General features: G+C 64.2%; 17 protein-coding genes and 1 tRNA gene. 9 read left to right on the plus strand and 9 right to left on the minus strand.

The window, feature by feature from the left end; genetic code table 11:
• Nucleotides 1–309: 309 nt before the first annotated feature.
• Genes ampD through JMY28_RS35820 form a run of 3 tightly spaced genes read right to left on the minus strand, consistent with a single transcriptional unit; the run spans nt 310 to nt 2,241 of the window.
• Nucleotides 310–948, minus strand: coding sequence for a 1,6-anhydro-N-acetylmuramyl-L-alanine amidase AmpD (gene ampD / locus JMY28_RS35810; RefSeq protein ID WP_201700616.1), 639 nt, complete (start codon nt 946–948; stop codon nt 310–312).
• Nucleotides 945–1,283, minus strand: a complete 339-nt coding sequence (locus JMY28_RS35815; protein WP_201700617.1) for a PP0621 family protein — start codon at nt 1,281–1,283, stop codon at nt 945–947. Before JMY28_RS35815 ends, ampD begins: the two co-directional genes overlap by 4 nt.
• Nucleotides 1,284–1,305: 22 nt before the next feature.
• On the minus strand, nt 1,306–2,241 hold the full coding sequence (locus tag JMY28_RS35820) for a cytochrome C assembly family protein (RefSeq protein ID WP_201700618.1): 936 nt from the start codon (nt 2,239–2,241) through the stop codon (nt 1,306–1,308).
• Between the two features lie 116 nt (nt 2,242–2,357).
• Here JMY28_RS35820 and ffh point away from each other — a divergent pair, with 116 nt between their 5' ends.
• Both ffh and JMY28_RS35830 read left to right on the plus strand, forming a co-directional pair.
• Nucleotides 2,358–3,725 carry a signal recognition particle protein gene (gene ffh / locus JMY28_RS35825; protein ID WP_201700619.1) on the plus strand — a complete coding sequence of 456 codons (1,368 nt, stop codon included), beginning with the start codon at nt 2,358–2,360 and terminating at the stop codon, nt 3,723–3,725.
• Between the two features lie 147 nt (nt 3,726–3,872).
• Nucleotides 3,873–4,424, plus strand: a complete 552-nt coding sequence (locus JMY28_RS35830; protein WP_201700620.1) for a hypoxanthine-guanine phosphoribosyltransferase — start codon at nt 3,873–3,875, stop codon at nt 4,422–4,424.
• Between the two features lie 86 nt (nt 4,425–4,510).
• On the opposite strand, the gene JMY28_RS35835 is transcribed toward JMY28_RS35830, so the two are convergent.
• On the minus strand, nt 4,511–5,110 hold the full coding sequence (locus JMY28_RS35835) for a MarC family protein (protein WP_201700621.1): 600 nt from the start codon (nt 5,108–5,110) through the stop codon (nt 4,511–4,513).
• Nucleotides 5,111–5,145: 35 nt separating this feature from the next.
• Nucleotides 5,146–6,882, minus strand: coding sequence for a proline--tRNA ligase (locus JMY28_RS35840; protein ID WP_201700622.1), 1,737 nt, complete (start codon nt 6,880–6,882; stop codon nt 5,146–5,148).
• Nucleotides 6,883–7,133: 251 nt separating this feature from the next.
• On the opposite strand from JMY28_RS35840, the gene JMY28_RS35845 reads away from it, so the two are divergent.
• Both JMY28_RS35845 and JMY28_RS35850 read left to right on the plus strand, forming a co-directional pair.
• Nucleotides 7,134–7,823, plus strand: a complete 690-nt coding sequence (locus tag JMY28_RS35845; RefSeq protein WP_201700623.1) for an RNA pyrophosphohydrolase — start codon at nt 7,134–7,136, stop codon at nt 7,821–7,823.
• Between the two features lie 119 nt (nt 7,824–7,942).
• Nucleotides 7,943–8,512, plus strand: coding sequence for a CNP1-like family protein (locus JMY28_RS35850; protein WP_236597198.1), 570 nt, complete (start codon nt 7,943–7,945; stop codon nt 8,510–8,512).
• 106 nt (nt 8,513–8,618) lie between these two features.
• Here JMY28_RS35850 and proB read toward each other — a convergent pair whose 3' ends face one another.
• From proB to rplU, 4 genes are all read right to left on the minus strand, one after another.
• Nucleotides 8,619–9,737 carry a glutamate 5-kinase gene (gene proB, locus JMY28_RS35855; RefSeq protein ID WP_201700625.1) on the minus strand — a complete coding sequence of 373 codons (1,119 nt, stop codon included), beginning with the start codon at nt 9,735–9,737 and terminating at the stop codon, nt 8,619–8,621.
• An 85-nt stretch (nt 9,738–9,822) separates the two neighbouring features.
• Nucleotides 9,823–10,926: an Obg family GTPase CgtA gene (gene cgtA / locus JMY28_RS35860; RefSeq protein WP_201700626.1), complete on the minus strand. Its 1,104-nt coding sequence runs from the start codon at nt 10,924–10,926 to the stop codon at nt 9,823–9,825.
• 201 nt (nt 10,927–11,127) lie between these two features.
• A complete protein-coding gene (rpmA, locus tag JMY28_RS35865; protein WP_158758669.1) occupies nt 11,128–11,391 on the minus strand; it encodes a 50S ribosomal protein L27 in 264 nt (87 codons plus the stop codon).
• Between the two features lie 26 nt (nt 11,392–11,417).
• Nucleotides 11,418–11,729: a 50S ribosomal protein L21 gene (rplU, locus tag JMY28_RS35870; protein WP_007180329.1), complete on the minus strand. Its 312-nt coding sequence runs from the start codon at nt 11,727–11,729 to the stop codon at nt 11,418–11,420.
• 292 nt (nt 11,730–12,021) lie between these two features.
• Here rplU and JMY28_RS35875 point away from each other — a divergent pair, with 292 nt between their 5' ends.
• The 5 genes from JMY28_RS35875 to JMY28_RS35895 all read left to right on the plus strand — a co-directional run bounded on the left by JMY28_RS35875 (nt 12,022) and on the right by JMY28_RS35895 (nt 17,203).
• Entirely contained in the window at nt 12,022–13,014 is a 993-nt protein-coding gene (locus JMY28_RS35875) for a polyprenyl synthetase family protein (protein WP_201700627.1), read from the plus strand.
• A gap of 37 nt (nt 13,015–13,051) precedes the next feature.
• A tRNA-Pro gene (locus tag JMY28_RS35880) sits at nt 13,052–13,128 on the plus strand.
• 176 nt (nt 13,129–13,304) lie between these two features.
• Nucleotides 13,305–14,624 carry an HlyC/CorC family transporter gene (locus tag JMY28_RS35885; protein ID WP_201700628.1) on the plus strand — a complete coding sequence of 440 codons (1,320 nt, stop codon included), beginning with the start codon at nt 13,305–13,307 and terminating at the stop codon, nt 14,622–14,624.
• Nucleotides 14,625–14,765: 141 nt separating this feature from the next.
• Nucleotides 14,766–15,995, plus strand: a complete 1,230-nt coding sequence (locus JMY28_RS35890) for a GspE/PulE family protein (protein WP_201700655.1) — start codon at nt 14,766–14,768, stop codon at nt 15,993–15,995.
• Nucleotides 15,992–17,203, plus strand: coding sequence for a type II secretion system F family protein (locus JMY28_RS35895; RefSeq protein WP_201700629.1), 1,212 nt, complete (start codon nt 15,992–15,994; stop codon nt 17,201–17,203). Before JMY28_RS35890 ends, JMY28_RS35895 begins: the two co-directional genes overlap by 4 nt.
• Nucleotides 17,204–17,211 lie beyond the last annotated feature (8 nt).

A 17,211-nucleotide genomic window follows, 5' to 3' on the forward strand; every position in this document is an offset into this window, starting at 1 on the left:
AAAGTTTCTGTTTTTTCTATGCTGGTAACGCGCGCGGCGCCTTGCTCGTGAAGCGGGGCGCCGCGGTACAACACAACATATGGTGTGAAGCCTTGTTTCGGGTACAAAGTATAGTGGAAGAAACAAGACGATCAAACGGCTTTTTTTGCTGGTCCTATCTTGACAAGACCGCAAGCCAAGCAGCGCGGGCCTTACCGGCCAACGCGCTTTCGAGTGGTCTGCGAGGCGCGCGCAAAGACCCTGCGTTTGCGCGCGAGACGTGCTTATTTCTTGTGCAGCCGGAGAGCGATTAGCCTGCGTTCAAACGCGTCACGAAGCCGCGTTCTGCGCATCGCGCCCCTGGATATAGGGGAAGCGAGCATCGGCGAGCTGCGTATCGTGTTTGAGGCGTGCCCAGTCGAAGTGTGGGCCGGGATCGGTTTTGCGCCCAGGAGCGATGTCCGAGTGGCCGGCCAGCGCCTCGATCGGATAGTGCGCGACGAGCGCCTTCACGAGCGCCGCGAGCGTGGCGTATTGCGCCGCCTCGAATGCCGTCGTATCGCTGCCTTCCAGCTCGATGCCGATGGCGAAATCGTTACAGCGCTCGCGCCCGAAGAAGCTCGATGCGCCCGCGTGCCAGGCGCGCTCGTCGCACGAGACGAATTGCTCGAGCGCGCCATCGCGATGAATGACGAAGTGCGCCGAGACGCGCACGCCGCGCAGGTTGGCGTCGAAGTACGGATGCGCGTCGCAGTCGAGGCGGTTGAGGAAAAGATCGGCGATCTCGGGGCCGCCGAATACGTTGGGCGGCAGGCTGATGTTGTGGACGACGATGAGCGTCGGCACGGCGCCTTGCGGGCGCGCCTCGAAGTTCGGCGAAGGCAGATGGCGCGCGCCCGGCACCCAGCCTTGCGCGTCGACTTCGTACGCGCGCGATCCTGGTATTTCTGGCGATGCAGCAGCGCTCATCGTGCGGGACGATCCTGGGCCGTGGTGCGCGCGTCATAGGCGCGCGCGTGCTCGGAACTGCAAAACGAGCGCTCGCCGGCATTCACCGATTCACTGCGGGGTGCATGCACCCCGCACTCGGCGCAGCGGACCATCGGCTCGGGCAGCGCGGCCTTGCCGCTCGCGCTCGTGCCGCCGCTCGTGCCGCCATTGGCATTGCGCGCGGCGCCCTGCCCCGGCTGTGCGCCTTGCCCGGGTTGAGCACCGGGACGCGACTGCGTCTGCGCACGGCGCAGCGCCTTGACGAACCACTGTCCGACCACGAACAGCAGAACGAGGAGAAAAATCTGTCTCATCGGAACACGCGACTCAAGCGACTCAAACCACGGGGCGGTGCAGCAGCACCTCGAAGACGAAACGGCTGCCCACATAAGCAAGCAGCAACGCGATGAATGACGCGATCACCCAGCGCAGCGCGGCGCGTCCGCGCCAGCCGGAAATCTTGCGCGCGGTGAGCAGCGCGCCGAACATCAGCCACGAAAGAATCGCGAAAACGGTCTTGTGATCGAGCGAAAGCGGCCGGTCGATCAACTGCTCGCTGAACATGATGCCGGAAACGAGCGTGGCCGTGAGCAGCACGAAGCCCGCGCCGATCAGGCGGAACAGCAGCTTCTCCATCGTGAGGAGCGGCGGCAACGTCTCGATCCAGTTCGAGAGCCAGCCGCCACCGCGATTGCTCGCGTTGCGCTGGAATCCGGCGCCCTTGAGCGCGTGTAGCCGGCGCTCGACAGCGAGCATCAGCACCGCGTGCAACGCGGCGATCGCAAAGAGCCCATAGGCGACGTTCGCGATGACGAAGTGCAACTTGAACATGGGCGCCGCCGCATAGGGCAGCACGCGCACCCCGCCGAATACGAGCGGCAGGATCGACGCGACCGCGGCCAGCGGCAGCAGCAAAAGACGCAGGCCGTCGAGCGCAAAGAAAAAGCTCTCGATCCAGTAGATGCCGGCGCCGAGCCAGAACATGGCCGACAACGCGAAGGCGAAGCCGAACACCATTTCGTTGGCTGGGAAAATCGTCATGTGCAGGAGCACGCCGTGCGCGGCGAGCGCGACAAAGAGCAGCGCGCGCGAAAGCGGGCCGAAGGTCCGCGCACGCAGGGCGTCACCACCCAGGCCCGCGCCGAGCGTCACCGGCACGGGCGGCACGCTGCCAAGCAGCGGCGCGGTGCCCGCGCGGCGCAGCGCGCGCCAGTCGGCAGCGCACAATCCGCCGTACAGGAGCACGGTGAGGGCATACAGTACAATATCCATATTCGAAGTTTACTATAGGCCCCCTGGCCGCGCGGCAAACACACAGAAGCGCGACGAAACGCGGCGCTTTCCCGTTTGGCGCGCGCGGGCCGGGCCGCACTGCTCACCGCCTCCCCATGCTCGACAATCTCACTCAACGGATGGCGCGCGTCGTCAAGACGCTGCGCGGCGAAGCCCGGCTGACCGAAGCCAATACGCAGGAAATGCTGCGCGAGGTGCGTCTCGCGCTGCTCGAAGCGGACGTGGCGCTGCCCGTCGTGCGCGAATTCATCGCCAAGGTGAAGGAAAAGGCGCTCGGCGAGGAAGTGATCGCCAGCCTCTCGCCAGGCCAGGCGCTCGTCGGCGTGGTGCAGCGCGAACTGACCGCCGTGATCGGCGGCGACTACGAAGGCAAGGCCGCCGAACTCGATCTAGCCGTCACGCCGCCTGCCGTCATCCTCATGGCGGGCCTGCAGGGCGCGGGTAAAACCACCACGGTCGGCAAGCTCGCCAAGCTCCTGCGCGAGAAGTACAAGAAGAAGGTCCTCACCGTTTCGTGCGACGTCTACCGCCCGGCCGCTATCGCGCAGTTGAAGACGGTGACGGAACAGGTCGGCGCCGACTTCTTCCCCTCGCAGCCGGACCAGAAGCCCGTCGAGATCGCTGCCGCCGCGGTCGATTGGGCCAAGCGCCACTATCACGACGTGCTGCTCGTCGACACGGCCGGCCGCCTCGGCATCGACGAGGCGATGATGAACGAGATCACCGCGCTGCACGCGTCGCTCAAGCCGGCTGAAACGCTGTTCGTGGTCGACGCGATGCTCGGCCAGGACGCGGTCAATACCGCGAAGGCGTTCAATGACGCCCTGCCGCTCACCGGCGTCGTGCTCACCAAGCTCGACGGCGACTCGCGCGGTGGTGCGGCGCTCTCCGTGCGCCACATCACGGGCAAGCCGATCAAGTTCGTCGGCGTCGCGGAAAAGCTCGACGGCCTTGAGGTGTTCCACCCGGACCGCATGGCGAACCGTATTCTCGGCATGGGCGACATTCTCGCGCTCGTCGAGGAAGCGCAGCGCGGCGTGGACGTGCAGGCCGCGCAAAAGCTCGCCGACAAGGTCAAGAAGGGCGGCGACTTCGACCTCAACGACTTCCGCGCGCAGCTCTCGCAGATGAAGAACATGGGCGGCCTGTCGTCGCTCATGGACAAGCTGCCCGCCCAGTTCCAGCAGGCCGCCTCAGGCGCCGACATGGGCCAGGCCGAGAAGCAGATGCGCCGCATGGAAGGCATCATCAACTCGATGACGCCCGCCGAGCGCGCCAAGCCCGAACTCATCAAGGCCACGCGCAAGCGCCGCATCGCGGCGGGCGCGGGCGTGCAGGTTCAGGAAGTGAACCGCATGCTCAACCAGTACGACCAGATGCGCACCATGATGAAGAAGTTGAAGGGCGGCAATCTGCAAAAGATGATGCGCGGCATGAAGGGCATGATGCCCGGCATGCGCTGATCCTGCGGGCCGCGCTGCGCACATCGCGCGCACGGCGGCCCCACTCGACGCGGCGCGCGACGGACCAAATGCGCGGGTTTATGCTGTAGCGCGCGCCGCCGTTATTTTCCACACTTCAATAGCTACAGCCACCTTCCCGCCAGAGTCATGAATCGCGAAGAAGCCCTGCACATTTTCCGCCACTCCGAAGAGATCGTTTCGGAGGGCGACGTCAATGCGTCGATCGGCCGGATGGCCGAAGCCATCCGCGCCGAGATCAACGAGGACTTCCCGCTCGTGCTGTCGGTGATGGGCGGCGCCGCCGTGTTCACCGGCATGCTCCTGCCGCACCTCGACTTCCCGCTCGAATTCGACTATATCCACCTCACGCGCTACCGCAACGCCATCAAGGGTAGCGCCGAGATGCAATGGCGTGTGGCGCCGCGCGAGTCGGTGAAAGACCGCGTGGTGCTCGTGCTCGACGACATCCTCGACGAAGGCGAGACCATGGCCGCGATTCGCGACCGCATCATGGACATGGGCGCGAAGCGTTTCCTCTCGGCCGTGCTGTGCGAGAAGACCCTCACGAAGGCCAAGCCGCTGCATCCCGATTACTGCGGGTTTTCGGTGCCGGACCGCTACGTGTTCGGCTGCGGCATGGACGCCAAGGGTTACTGGCGCAATCTGCCGACCATCCGTGCGCTGACCGAAGGCGCGTGAAGCGCGCGTCGACGTTCTGAAGCGCCATGAAAAAAGCAGCCCGCGGGCTGCTTTTTTATTGCCTGCGACGCTCGCTGCATGCAGCGTCAGAGGTGATGCACAAAGGTAGCGATGCCCGCGAGGATCATCTCCACCGATATCGCCACGAGCACGAGGCCCATCAGCCGCTCGAAGGCCGTCACTACACGCTCGCCCAGCCACTGCTGGATGCGCTCCGCCATCACGAGCACGATCGCGCAGATCACCATCGTCACGACGAGCGCCGCCACCCATTCATACAGTTTGCCAGGCGCCTGCGAGGTGAGCAGCATGACCGTGGCGAGCGCCGAAGGCCCCGCGAGTGCGGGAATGGCGAGCGGCACGATGAGCGGCTCGCCGCCCTTGTCGGCGCCGCCGAACGGGCCGCCCGGATGCGGAAAGATCATGCGCAGCGCGATGAGGAACAGCACGATGCCGCCGCCGATACGCAGCGACGTGTCCGTGAGCCCCATCATGCGCAGGAAGCTGTTGCCCGCAACCATGAAGATGAGCAGAATCACGAACGCAATCGCGACCTCGCGCAGGATCACGATCGCGCGGCGCTGCTGGGCAACGCCGCGCAGGCAAGTGATGAAGAGCGGAATGTTACCGAGCGGGTCGGTGATGAGGAGCAGCAGAACCGTAGCGGACAGAAAACTGTACTCCACGTTCGCAGCGCTCCTTTAACCGTGATGGATCGTCGTTAAACCGCAAGCGCCGCGCGGATCTTCTGCGCCACCGTCTGCGCAGCCTCATCGGCGGGCAGCAGCGTCGCTTCGGTGTCGCGGCGCCCCTGGTACTCGATCTTGCCGTCCTTCAAGCCGCGCTCGCCGATCACGAGACGATGCGGCACGCCGATCAGCTCCCAGTCGGCGAACATCACGCCCGGGCGCTCGCCGCGGTCGTCGAGGATCACGTCCACGCCCGCTTCGACGAGTTCGTTGTAGACGCGCTCGGCGTGCTCGCGCACAAGCTCGCTGCGGTCCATGCCCATCGGACACACGACGACCTGGAACGGCGCGATCGACTCAGGCCAGATGATGCCCTTGTCGTCGAAGTTCTGCTCGATGGCTGCACCGAGAATACGCGTGATGCCGATGCCGTAGCAGCCCATCTGCATCGGCGCGGGCTTGCCGTTTTCGGCGAGGAACGTGGCGTTCATCGCTTCCGAGTATTTCGTGCCGAGCTGGAACACGTGGCCTACTTCGATGCCGCGGCAGATGTCGATCACACCTTTGCCGTCCGGCGACGCATCGCCTTTCTTCACGTTGCGGATATCGGCGACGACCGGCTCCGGCAGGTCGCGGCCCCAGTTCACGCCCGTGGTGTGGAAGTCGACTTCATTCGTGCCCACCACGAAGTCGCTCATGTTCGCGACCGTGCGGTCGGCGATCACCTTGACCGGCTTCTTCGTGTTGAGCGGACCGAGGTAACCCGGCGGCGTGCCGAACCACTCGACGATTTCCGCTTCGGTAGCGAAGCGAAAGCCGCTCAGGCCTTCGAGCTTGCCGACCTTGATCTCGTTCAGATCGTGGTCACCGCGCAGCATCAGCAGCCAGATGGTCGGCTCGGCGCCTTCGTTGTCCGTCGCGAGGATGATCGACTTGATCGTGCTTTCGAGCGCAATGCCGAGCAGCTCAGCCACTGCCTCGCACTTGGCCGCGCCCGGCGTAGGCGTTTTCGTGAGCGCTTGCGTGGGTGCGCCGCGCTGCGCGATGAGCGGCAGCGCTTCGGCGGCCTCGACGTTGGCTGCGAATTCCGAGGTCGGGCAGTAAGCGATATCGTCCTCGCCCGTTTCCGCGATCACGTGGAACTCGTGCGAGCCACTGCCGCCGATCGAACCGTTGTCGGCCGCGACCGCGCGGAACTGCAAGCCAAGACGCGTGAAGATGCGCACGTAAGCGTCGTACATCTTCTGGTACGAGAGCTTGAGACCTTCGACGTCCTTATCGAACGAATACGCGTCCTTCATGATGAATTCGCGCCCGCGCATCACGCCGAAACGGGGACGGATTTCGTCGCGGAACTTCGTCTGCACCTGATAGAAGTTCACCGGCAACTGGCGATAGCTCTTGATCTGGCCACGCGCGATGTCGGTGACGACCTCTTCGTGCGTCGGGCCCATCACAAAGTCGCTCTGCTTGCGGTCCTTGAAGCGCAGCAGTTCCGGCCCGTATTTCTCCCAGCGACCCGATTCCTGCCACAGTTCGGCCGGCTGCACGGCCGGCATGAGCAGCTCGATTGCGCCGGCGCGGTTCATTTCCTCGCGCACGATCTGTTCGACCTTGCGGATCGAACGCAGGCCAATCGGCAGATAGTTGTAAATGCCGCCAGCGATGCGACGGATCATGCCCGCGCGGACCATCAGCTTGTGGCTGACGATTTCCGCGTCAGCGGGCGCTTCCTTCAGGGTGCCGATAAAGAAACGGGAGGCTTTCATTCAAATTTTCCAAAAGCGGCGGCCCGGTGCAGACCGCCCGAAGAAGTGACCAACGGAGGAGTTCACGAACCCGCCATTATGACAACGCGCCAACTGCCGCGCCGATGACGCCGGCCGGATTCGAAGCCGATCGCGCCCCTAGACCGTTTTGCGCGGTCGCGGCCATTCGCTCAACTTTCCGGACGGCGGGTGCGTGAGGACCGTTATCTGTTTATAATCAAAGCAATTTTAAAGGATTCGAAGGTGGTTGTATGCTGGATCGTGAGGGGTTTCGCCCGAACGTCGGCATCATCCTCTTGAACGCGCGAAACGAGGTGTTTTGGGGCAAGCGGGTTCGCGAACATTCCTGGCAGTTTCCGCAAGGGGGCATCAAGTATGGTGAAACCCCCATGCAGGCAATGTTTCGGGAGTTGCACGAAGAAACCGGTTTGCATCCGGAGCACGTCAAGATCGTCGGTCGCACACGCGACTGGTTGCGTTATGAGGTGCCGGACAAGTTCATCAAGCGCGAAGTGCGCGGTCATTATCGCGGCCAGAAACAGATCTGGTTTCTGCTGCGTATGGTCGGGCGCGACTGCGATATCTGCCTGCGGGCAACGGAGCATCCTGAGTTCGATGCGTGGCGGTGGAACGAATACTGGGTGCCGCTCGAAGCGGTCATCGAGTTCAAGCGTGACGTCTATCAGCTCGCGCTGACGGAGCTCTCGCGCTTCCTGCGCCGGCCCGCGCCGCGCCAGGAGCGCTTGGGCGTGCAGGCTCACGAGGTGCGTTACCCGCGCATCGTGACGTCGGCACACGCAGACGCGGTGCATGCGGAGCCGTACGAGGCCGTAACAGAATGCGCGCCCGAACGTATGCCGCGTACGCCGATCGAAAGCGATTGCGCGTCGGCGCAGAGTATCATCGAGCCTGCGCAGGACGAGCAGGATCAAGGGGCTTGAGCCAACGCAAAGAACGCCCGAACCGGCGGGGCCCGACGCATTACGCGCCGAGCCCCGCCGGTTCGCATTCGCGGCGCAGTTCGTTCCTAACGCGCGCCCGTGCTTCGAGGAAAACCAATTTGAAACGATTTGCTCTTGCTGCGGCATGCGCCGCAGGCGGTGTACTGCTTGTGTCAGGACTGGCCGCGTGCTCCAGTTCCGGTCCCACGAACAAGGACGACAGCGCGTTTGTCTACCTTCTGGACCGCAAGGGCGAATGGCAGGAAAACAAACTCGAAGGCTTGCCGCCGCTGCCGCAGGCCGGCGCGACGTTGCTGCCGTTCGACGTCTCGAACAATTCGCCGCTCAAGTTCGCGATCGACCCTGCTTCGCTCACGGTCGGCACGGATGGCGTCGTGCGCTACACGATCGTCATCACGAGCCCCTCTGGCGCGCGTAACGTGAACTATGAAGGGATTCGCTGCGACACCTACGAGTGGCGCCTCTACGCGAGCCTCGACGCCGATCACAACGGCTGGGACCAGACCGTCGCGAACAACTGGTCGCGCATCGAGAACGGCACGCTCAATGCGTACCAGTCGAGGCTTTATCAGGACTACTTCTGCGCCAACAAGATGCCGATCGCGAAGGCGCCGACCCTCATCGAGAACCTGCGCTACGGCCGCACGCAGTCGACGCTGGTGCGTTAAAAGCCGCGCCACTGCACGCTGTGATGCGCATGAAAAAAGCCGCTGCGGCCTTTGGCCACAGCGGCTTTTTAACTTTTGGCGATGCGCGGCTGGCTGGGAACGGCCGTCAAACCAGCACGAGATTGTCGCGGTGGATCAGCTCCGGCTCGAGCATATAACCGAGGATGCCCTCGATCTCGCCGCTCGGATGGCGCTGGATCAGCTTCGTTTCCGCGCTGCTGTAGTTGGTGAGCCCGCGCGCCACTTCCACGCCCGCGCCGTTCAGGCAAGCGATCACTTCACCGCGCGCAAACGCCCCCTGCACGCCGGTCACGCCGATCGGCAGCAGGCTCTTGCCGTCTGCCGTGAGCTTCTGCACCGCGCCGTCATCGATCACGACGTGACCGCGCACCTGCAGATGGTCGGCCATCCACTGCTTGCGCGCCGCCATGCGCGCCGTGCGTGCGATGAGCTGCGTGCCGATCGCCTCGCCCGCAGCGAGCCGCACGAGCACTTCCGCTTCGCGCCCGCTTGCGATCACCGTGTTCGCGCCGCTGTGCGCGGCGCGTTTGGCAGCGAGGATCTTGGTGAGCATGCCGCCACGGCCGATGCTCGACCCCGCGCCGCCCGCCATTGCCTCGAGCTCCAGCTTGCCTGCGTCGGCTTCCTGCACGAGCGTTGCGCTCGGGTCCTTGCGCGGATCGGCCGTATAAAGGCCGCTCTGGTCGGTGAGGATGATGAGCGCATCGCCTTCGATCAGGTTCGCGACGAGCGCGCCGAGCGTGTCGTTGTCGCCGAACTTGATTTCGTCGGTGACCACGGTGTCGTTCTCGTTGATGATCGGCACGACACCCAGGCGCAGCAGCGTGAGCAACGTGGAGCGCGCATTGAGATAGCGCTCGCGATCAGCCAGGTCGGCGTGCGTGAGCAGGATTTGCGCGGTGCGAATGTCGTGCTCGGCAAAGCGGCTCTCGTACACCTGCGCAAGCCCCATCTGCCCGACTGCCGCAGCGGCCTGAAGCTCGTCGATCTCGCGCGGTCGCTTCGTCCAGCCGAGCCGTTGCATGCCTTCGGCGATCGCGCCCGAACTCACGAGCACGACTTCCTTGCCCTGCGCGCGCAACGCCGCAATCTGCGCGGCCCAGCGGCCGATTGCCGCATGATCGAGCCCGCGGCCGTCGTTGGTGACGAGGCTCGAACCGACTTTCACTACCAGACGCCGCGAATCGGCGATGACGGAACGCATGCTGCGCGGTCTCCCAAATGACTGATGACGCGTGAAGTTTCCTGGGCGCAGCCGGCGCGGATCGCGCGCCGGCCGGTGCGGCGAATTACTCCTGCGGCTGCTCCGCGTTCCCGCCTTGCCCCTCACGGAAGCGCACGTCTGATGCGAGGTCTTCGGCTTCCTCAGCACGGCGCGCGTCCGAGTGCGCGGAGACGTAGTCGTACACCGCGTAACACAGGTTTTCGCAGCCTTGCCCCGTGAGCGCGGAGATCTCGAACACAGGACCTTCCCACTCGAAGCGCTTCACGAAGTCGGCAATGCGCTCGGCACGTTCGTCCTCCGGCACCATGTCGAGCTTGTTCAGCACGAGCCAGCGCGGCTTTTCATAAAGCGTCTCGTCGTACTTGCGCAACTCGCCGACAATCGCCTTCGCCTCCGCAACCGGATCGACGCTTTCGTCGAACGGCGCGAGATCGACCAGATGCAGCAGCAGGTTCGTGCGCTGCAGATGGCGCAGGAACTGGTGACCGAGGCCCGCGCCTTCTGCGGCGCCTTCGATCAGGCCCGGAATATCGGCGATCACGAAGCTCTTGCTCGGCCCCACGCGCACCACGCCCAGATTCGGCGCAAGCGTCGTGAATGGGTAGTCGGCAATCTTGGGCTTCGCGTTCGACACCGAGGCGATGAACGTGGACTTGCCCGCGTTCGGCATGCCGAGCAGGCCGACGTCGGCCAGCACTTTCAGTTCCAGTTTGAGCATGCGGCGCTCGCCGGGCTTGCCGTCGGTCTTCTGACGCGGCGCGCGGTTCGTGGACGACTTGAAATGCAGGTTGCCGAGGCCACCCGCGCCGCCTTTCGCAACCATCACCTGCTGCTCGTGCTCGGTCAGGTCGGCGATCAGTTCGCCCGTGTCCTGGTCGGTGATAACCGTGCCCACCGGCATGCGCAGCGTGATGTCGTCGCCGCCCTTGCCGTAGCAGTCCGAGCCACGGCCGTTCTCGCCGTTACGCGCCTGGTGCTTTTTCGTGTACCGGTAATCGATGAGGGTGTTGATGTTGCGGTCCCCGACTGCGTAGACGCTGCCGCCGCGCCCGCCGTCACCGCCGTCCGGCCCGCCGAACGGGACGAACTTCTCGCGTCGCATCGACGCGCTGCCATCGCCCCCATCGCCGGCGATGACTTCGATCTTCGCTTCGTCAATGAACTTCATGAGTTACTCCGTCCCGTGAATGTCGATATTTTGCCCGCCATGGCCGAAACTGGCCAACCTGGCTGAACGGCCAACGACGCTCTCCAAGCCCATCGGAAGCCCGTTACGACCCCGAAAGACTACAGGTAAATAAAAAGGCCCCGCAAACTTCGCGGGGCCTTCTTAGCGTCGCGTGTAGCCCGCTCGCAAGCGGTCTAAAGCTTAGGCCGCTGCCGGGACGACGTTGACCTGTTGCTTGTTGGCTGCGCCCTTGATCGAGAACGAGACGTGGCCGTCGACCAGCGCGTAGAGCGTGTGGTCCTTGCCAATGCCGACGTTCAGGCCCGGGTGCATACGCGTACCGCGCTGGCGAACGATGATGCCGCCTGCGAGAATAGCTTGACCGCCGAACACCTTCACGCCAAGTCGTTTCGACTCTGAGTCGCGGCCGTTACGTGACGACCCGCCTGCCTTTTTGTGTGCCATTTGTTTGCTCCTTTACCTGCGTGCGCTTACGCGTTGATCGCGTCGATGCGCAGTTCGGTGTAGTTCTGGCGGTGGCCGCCATGCTTCTGGTAGTGCTTCCGGCGACGCATCTTGAAGATGGTCACTTTGGCGTGTCGGCCTTGCGACACAACGGTGGCCTTGACGGAAGCCCCACTGACCAGCGGCGTACCGAACTTAATCGATTCGCCTTCGCCCACTGCGAGAACCTGGTCGAGCGTGATTTCTGCGTCAATGTCAGCCGGTATCTGTTCTACTTTAAGTTTTTCGCCAACGGCAACTTTGTACTGCTTGCCGCCGGTTTTTATGACCGCGTACATTGAGAACCTCACTCTAGATAATCTTTTCAGGCACACTGCGCGCCCGAAACCTTAGATTATACATAGAGTTAGCTGCGCGGTCAAAAGGCATGCAAGTCCGTTGCGCGGGTGTGTGCGAGGGGCCTGGAGCCCACCAGACGGCTCCGCGGCTATCCGATTGGCACAGCGCCAACATCCGTGCGGCCGCCCGGGCGGCTTGAAAATAGAGGGCGCCATCAGCCGGACGGCAGTGGAGCGTCCGGCATGCCGTCGATTCGCCTTATAATCCGCGGCACTACCCATATTTGCCATCATGTCGTCCACCGCCACCCCATCCCCCAGCGCAGCCACCCTGCTCGCCCCCATCGCCAGTGACATGGAGCAGGTGAATCGTGTCATCCGGCAAAGCCTGGCGTCCGAGGTGATGCTGATCAACCAGATCTCCGAGTACATCATCGGCGCAGGCGGCAAGCGGCTGCGTCCGGCGCTCCTGCTGATGGTGGCCGGCGCGCTCGGCGAACGCGGCACGGAGCGCCATGTGCTCGCGGCGGTCGTCGAGTTCATTCACACGGCTACGCTCCTGCACGACGATGTCGTCGACGAATCGGACCTGCGGCGCGGCCGCCAGACGGCCAACGCGCTGTTCGGCAACGCCGCCAGTGTGCTGGTGGGCGATTATCTGTATTCGCGCTCGTTCGAGATGATGGTGGGCGTCGGCAAGATGCGCGTGATGGAAATTCTCTCGGCGGCCACAACGATCATCTCCGAGGGTGAAGTCCTGCAGCTCCTGAACATGCACGACGCCGACGTGGACACCGACCGCTACATGCAGGTGATCCGCTACAAGACCGCCAAGCTTTTCGAAGCTGCGGCGCAGCTTGGCGCGGTGCTTTCGGGGGCGGATGCGCGGACCGAGGAGGCTGCGGCCGAGTACGGGCGGCGCATCGGCACGGCATTCCAGATCATGGACGACTGGCTCGACTATACGGGCACGCCTGAATCGATGGGCAAGAACGCCGGCGACGACCTGCGCGAAGGCAAGCCCACGCTGCCGCTCATCTGGCTGATCGAGCACGGCACGGCTGCGGAAGCCGCGCTTGCGCGCGAAGCGATCGAGCAAGGCGGCACGACGCGCTTCGACGAAATCTTCGCGGCAATTACCCGCTCGGGCGCGCTCGAACACACGCTGCAATGCGCGCGCGCCGAGGCGCAGGCCGCCGCGGACGCGATTTCGGGGTTCCCCCCTTCCATTTACAAAGATAGCCTGCTAGAATTATGTTCTTACTCGACGACGCGCCAGTCTTGAAGCAGACGAAGCGAGTTGTGGAGTCCAGCAGTAAATTCGGGGTGTAGCTTAGCCTGGTAGAGCGCTACGTTCGGGACGTAGAGGCCGGAGGTTCGAATCCTCTCACCCCGACCAGAATTCAAGAAAAACCGCGCATGCATTGCGCGGTTTTTTTTCGCCTGTACCTTCTATGCGGGAGGACACGCGCGGGCGCGCCGGCAGAGGCCTTGTCCGTTCGGCCAGTGGCCCCGGAAGTGCAGGACCCCTCTGTTATAGTTTCCCCATCCGCCCCCCCCTCATTTTCTCGACGCGTGGACCACCTTCCCTTATGGGCGCAGATTTGCGCCGTCTTCGTCCTGCTCATCTGCTCCAGCTTTTTCTCCATCTCCGAAACGGCGATGATGGCGCTCAATCGCCATCGGCTCAAATACCTCGCCAATCACGGCACGCTCGGCGCGAAGACCACCCAGAAGCTGCTCGCGCGCACCGACCTGTTGCTTTCGGTGATCCTGATCGGCAACAACCTCTTCAACACCATCATCCCGGTCCTCACGACCTCGATCGCGCTCCATACCTTCGGCCGCAATAACCTCGTGCTCTCGATCGCAACCGGCATCGTTGCGTTTCTCATCATCGTGTTCGCGGAGATCACGCCGAAGATTGTGGGCGCAACGTTCCCGGAAAAAATCGCGCTGCCGGCGAGCCTCTTGATCGCACCGCTCATGCGTGTGACGAAGCCACTCATCTGGTTCGTCAACATGTTCGCGAACACTATCTTGCGCATACTGCACATCAATACGCACAAGGCGCATGACCAGCGGCTCTCCACCGAGGAGTTGCGCACCATCGTGCTCGAGTCGGGCAGCTTCATGCCGACCAAGCACCGCAGCATCTTGCTGAACCTGTTCGATCTGGAGAACATCACCGTCGACGACGTGATGATTCCGCGCCGGCGCATCGAGGCGCTCGACTACGACGCCCCTCTCGAAGACATCCTGCATCAGCTCGAGACCTGCTATCACAACAAGCTGATTGTCTATCAAGGCGACATCGATCGCGTACTCGGCGTGCTGCATGTGCGCAAGACGCTGGCCGCGCTGCACAACCAGGAATTCGAGCGCGAGACGTTGCGCGAACTGCTCACCGAGCCGTATTTCGTGCCCACGGGCACGCCCGGGTTCCAGCAACTTCAGTACTTCCAGGAAAGCCGCCATCGCATCGCGCTCGTCGTGAACGAGTACGGCGAGATGCAAGGGCTCGTGACGCCCGAGGACATCATCGAGGAGTTGATCGGCGAATTCACCACGTCGATGCCGCGCAGCGGCACCGGGCGTGGCGGCTGGAACGAAGAAGGCGAATGCATCGTGCCAGGCAGTATGCCTTTGCGCGAACTCAATCGCTGGCTTCATATCAAGCTGCCTACGGACGGTCCCAAGACGCTCAACGGCCTGATCCTCGAAGTGCTCGAAGAGATTCCCGAGGGCGACGTGTGCCTGCAGATCGGCGACGTGAAGCTCGAAGTGCTGCGCAGCGACGACCAGGCCGTGCGCACGGTCAAGCTCTTCAAGCCGGGCGCCAAGCCACGGCAGGGTACGTTGCAAAAGGCGAAGAAGCTGCTTCCGGGACGTTAGCCGTTCGGCCAGGTGGCGGCGCAGTGCACCGCAAGCCATGATAAAGGCGTCATTTGTTCGAGGCGGCTTCTCGCTGGCATGTCGATGCTTTCTACTCCTTATCGTGTGCGCCTCTTCGCCGCCGTGCCTTCCGAAGGCGGTATGGGCGGCGGGTCAACGGCACGCACACCTGCGCCTGTTTCTGCACCGCAGCTCGACGACGCCCCGGCCGTTCGCCTGCTATCCGACACGCTGCGTGAAGCCGCGCGGCGCAACGCCTCGGATCTGCACATCGAGCCAATGGAACACGGCTGGCGCGTGCGTCTGCGCATCGACGGCGTGCTGCATGAAATGGCGAGACCGCCCGCCCATCTGCGCGATGCGTTCGTCACGCGCATCAAGGTGCTCGCACGCATGGACATCGCCGAGCGGCGCATTCCGCAGGACGGCAGGCTGCGGCTCGCAGCCTCCGCGACGTCGCAAGCCGCCGAGGACTATCGCGTGAATTCGCTGCCCACGCTTCACGGCGAAAAGCTCGTGTTGCGTAGGCTCGAAGCGCTTCCCGCGGACCTCTCTCTCTCCGAACTCGGGCTCGATGAAGCTCAACAGCGAACGGTTGCCGATGCGATCGGCGCGCCGCATGGTCTCGTCCTCGTCACCGGCCCCACCGGCAGCGGCAAGACGCTCTCGCTCTACTGCTTCCTGCAGAGGCTCAACGGCACGGCGCACAATCTCTGCTCGGTGGAAGACCCCGCCGAAATCCAGCTCGCCGGCATCAATCAGGTCAACGTGCGCGAGAAGGCCGGGCTCACTTTTGCGGTGGCATTGCGCGCGCTGCTGCGCCAGGACCCGGACGTCATCATGATCGGCGAAATTCGCGACGAAGAAACCGCTAGCGTCGCCGTGAAGGCCGCGCAGACCGGCCATCTCGTGCTCTCGACCGTGCACACGAACGACGCGAGTGCGGCCTGCGCACGGCTCGTCGACATCGGTGTCGAGCCGTACAACCTGGCGGGCTCGCTGCGGCTCGTCACGGCGCAACGTCTCGTGCGGCGGCTGTGTCCGCAATGCCGCGTGCGCGGCGAAGCTTCGCAGGCGGTGCTCATCGCGGCGGGACTGAACACGCATGACAGTGACATCACGCAGCCTTATGTTGCGCGCGGCTGCGAAGCTTGCCACGGCATTGGCTATCGCGGTCGCGTGGGCATTCACGAAGTGTTGCCGATCTCAGAGGCGATACGCGACCTGATCGTCGCGGGGCGCGGCGCACACGAAATCGCCCGCGAAGCGCGCAGAAGCGGGGTAGCGATCTTGCGCGAGGCCGCACTCGCACGCGTGCGTGACGGCACCACGAGCCTTGACGAAGCGCTCGCCGCAACGGAAGCGCCATGAGCGCCCATCGCGGCCCATCCGAGTGGCGCTTCGCATGGCGCGGTCTCGATGCATCGGGCGCGGCGAAGCGTGGCACGGTGATTGCGCTCGACGCCACCGCTGTGCGCGTCGCGCTCAAGCGCGAGCGCATCACCGTGCTCTCCATCGAGCGCAAGTCGAACGCAGGCGCGCCCAAGGCAAGCCACGCGGACGTCACGCGCTTTACACGCCAGCTCGCGAGCCTCCTGCGCGCCGGCCTGCCGCTTGCGAATGCGCTCGATCTGCTCGCGCTCTCGCCGGGGCCGCACGGCATGCCGCGCATCGCCGCTGCGCTCGCGCGCGACATCGCCAGCGGCCTGCGCTTTGCCGACTCGCTCGCTCAGCATCCCGCGCGCTTCAACGCGCTCTATTGCCAGCTCGTTGCCGTTGGCGAAGCCTCGGGTGCGCTCGCCGCCATACTCGCCCGCCTCGCCGACGACCGCGAGCGCGCCGCCGCGCAGCGCGCCAAAGTGCGCGCTGCGCTCACCTACCCCGTCGCGGTGCTGCTGCTCGCATTCGTCATTACCGCGGCGCTGCTGGTCTGGGTCGTGCCCACGTTCAAGCAGATCTTCGACGGCTTCGGCGCCGCGCTGCCCGCGCCCACGCAGTTCGTGCTGATGCTCTCAGCGGGCGCCGCACGTTGGAGCGTGCCGGCCGTCGTCACTACTGCGACCGGCGCGCTCGCCGTGCAAGCAGGCTTACGCCGCTCGGAAGCCGCGCGCATCGCGTTCGGAGGCGCGATGCTGAAGCTCCCGCTTTGCGGCGCGCTGCTCACCACGCTGTGCGCTGCGCGCTGGAGCCGTGCACTCGGCACGCTGCTCGCCGCCGGCACTCCGCTCGCCGACGCCTTCGATTCGCTCGCACACGCGAGCGGCAACGCATTCTTCGATCGAGCGAGCGCGGGCATCAGCGAGCGCCTGCGGCACGGCGAGCGGCTCGCCGCAGCCATGCGCGCGGCGGGATGTTTTCCGGTCGACGTCGTTCAACCCGTTGCGGTCGCGGAAGAGTCGGGCGCGCTCGACGCCATGCTGCTCGATGTGGCCTCGCTCGCCGACCGTCAGGTCGACGAAAAGATCGCGCTCGTGTCGAGCCTGTGCGAGCCGCTCGTGATTGTCGTGCTGGGCGCGCTGGTCGGCGGCCTCGTCGTGGCGATGTATCTTCCCATCATTCAACTGGGCAACGTGGTGTAGCATCGCTG

Source organism: Paraburkholderia hiiakae (genome assembly GCF_904848665.1).
In the GTDB taxonomy this organism is placed as follows: Bacteria; Pseudomonadota; Gammaproteobacteria; order Burkholderiales; family Burkholderiaceae; genus Paraburkholderia; species Paraburkholderia hiiakae.

What these genes read in the sequence shown, in the direction of transcription:
- JMY28_RS35815 (WP_201700617.1), bottom strand. Translation starts at nt 1,283, where the DNA reads ATGAGACAGATTTTTCTCCTCGTTCTGCTGTTCGTGGTCGGACAGTGG.
- ffh (WP_201700619.1), top strand. Translation starts at nt 2,358, where the DNA reads ATGCTCGACAATCTCACTCAACGGATGGCGCGCGTCGTCAAGACGCTG.
- proB (WP_201700625.1), bottom strand. Translation starts at nt 9,737, where the DNA reads ATGCGTTCCGTCATCGCCGATTCGCGGCGTCTGGTAGTGAAAGTCGGT.
- rpmA (WP_158758669.1), bottom strand. Translation starts at nt 11,391, where the DNA reads ATGGCACACAAAAAGGCAGGCGGGTCGTCACGTAACGGCCGCGACTCA.
- JMY28_RS35830 (WP_201700620.1), top strand. Translation starts at nt 3,873, where the DNA reads ATGAATCGCGAAGAAGCCCTGCACATTTTCCGCCACTCCGAAGAGATC.
- JMY28_RS35895 (WP_201700629.1), top strand. Translation starts at nt 15,992, where the DNA reads ATGAGCGCCCATCGCGGCCCATCCGAGTGGCGCTTCGCATGGCGCGGT.
- JMY28_RS35875 (WP_201700627.1), top strand. Translation starts at nt 12,022, where the DNA reads ATGTCGTCCACCGCCACCCCATCCCCCAGCGCAGCCACCCTGCTCGCC.
- cgtA (WP_201700626.1), bottom strand. Translation starts at nt 10,926, where the DNA reads ATGAAGTTCATTGACGAAGCGAAGATCGAAGTCATCGCCGGCGATGGG.
- rplU (WP_007180329.1), bottom strand. Translation starts at nt 11,729, where the DNA reads ATGTACGCGGTCATAAAAACCGGCGGCAAGCAGTACAAAGTTGCCGTT.
- JMY28_RS35890 (WP_201700655.1), top strand. Translation starts at nt 14,766, where the DNA reads ATGGGCGGCGGGTCAACGGCACGCACACCTGCGCCTGTTTCTGCACCG.
- JMY28_RS35840 (WP_201700622.1), bottom strand. Translation starts at nt 6,882, where the DNA reads ATGAAAGCCTCCCGTTTCTTTATCGGCACCCTGAAGGAAGCGCCCGCT.
- JMY28_RS35845 (WP_201700623.1), top strand. Translation starts at nt 7,134, where the DNA reads ATGCTGGATCGTGAGGGGTTTCGCCCGAACGTCGGCATCATCCTCTTG.
- JMY28_RS35820 (WP_201700618.1), bottom strand. Translation starts at nt 2,241, where the DNA reads ATGGATATTGTACTGTATGCCCTCACCGTGCTCCTGTACGGCGGATTG.
- ampD (WP_201700616.1), bottom strand. Translation starts at nt 948, where the DNA reads ATGAGCGCTGCTGCATCGCCAGAAATACCAGGATCGCGCGCGTACGAA.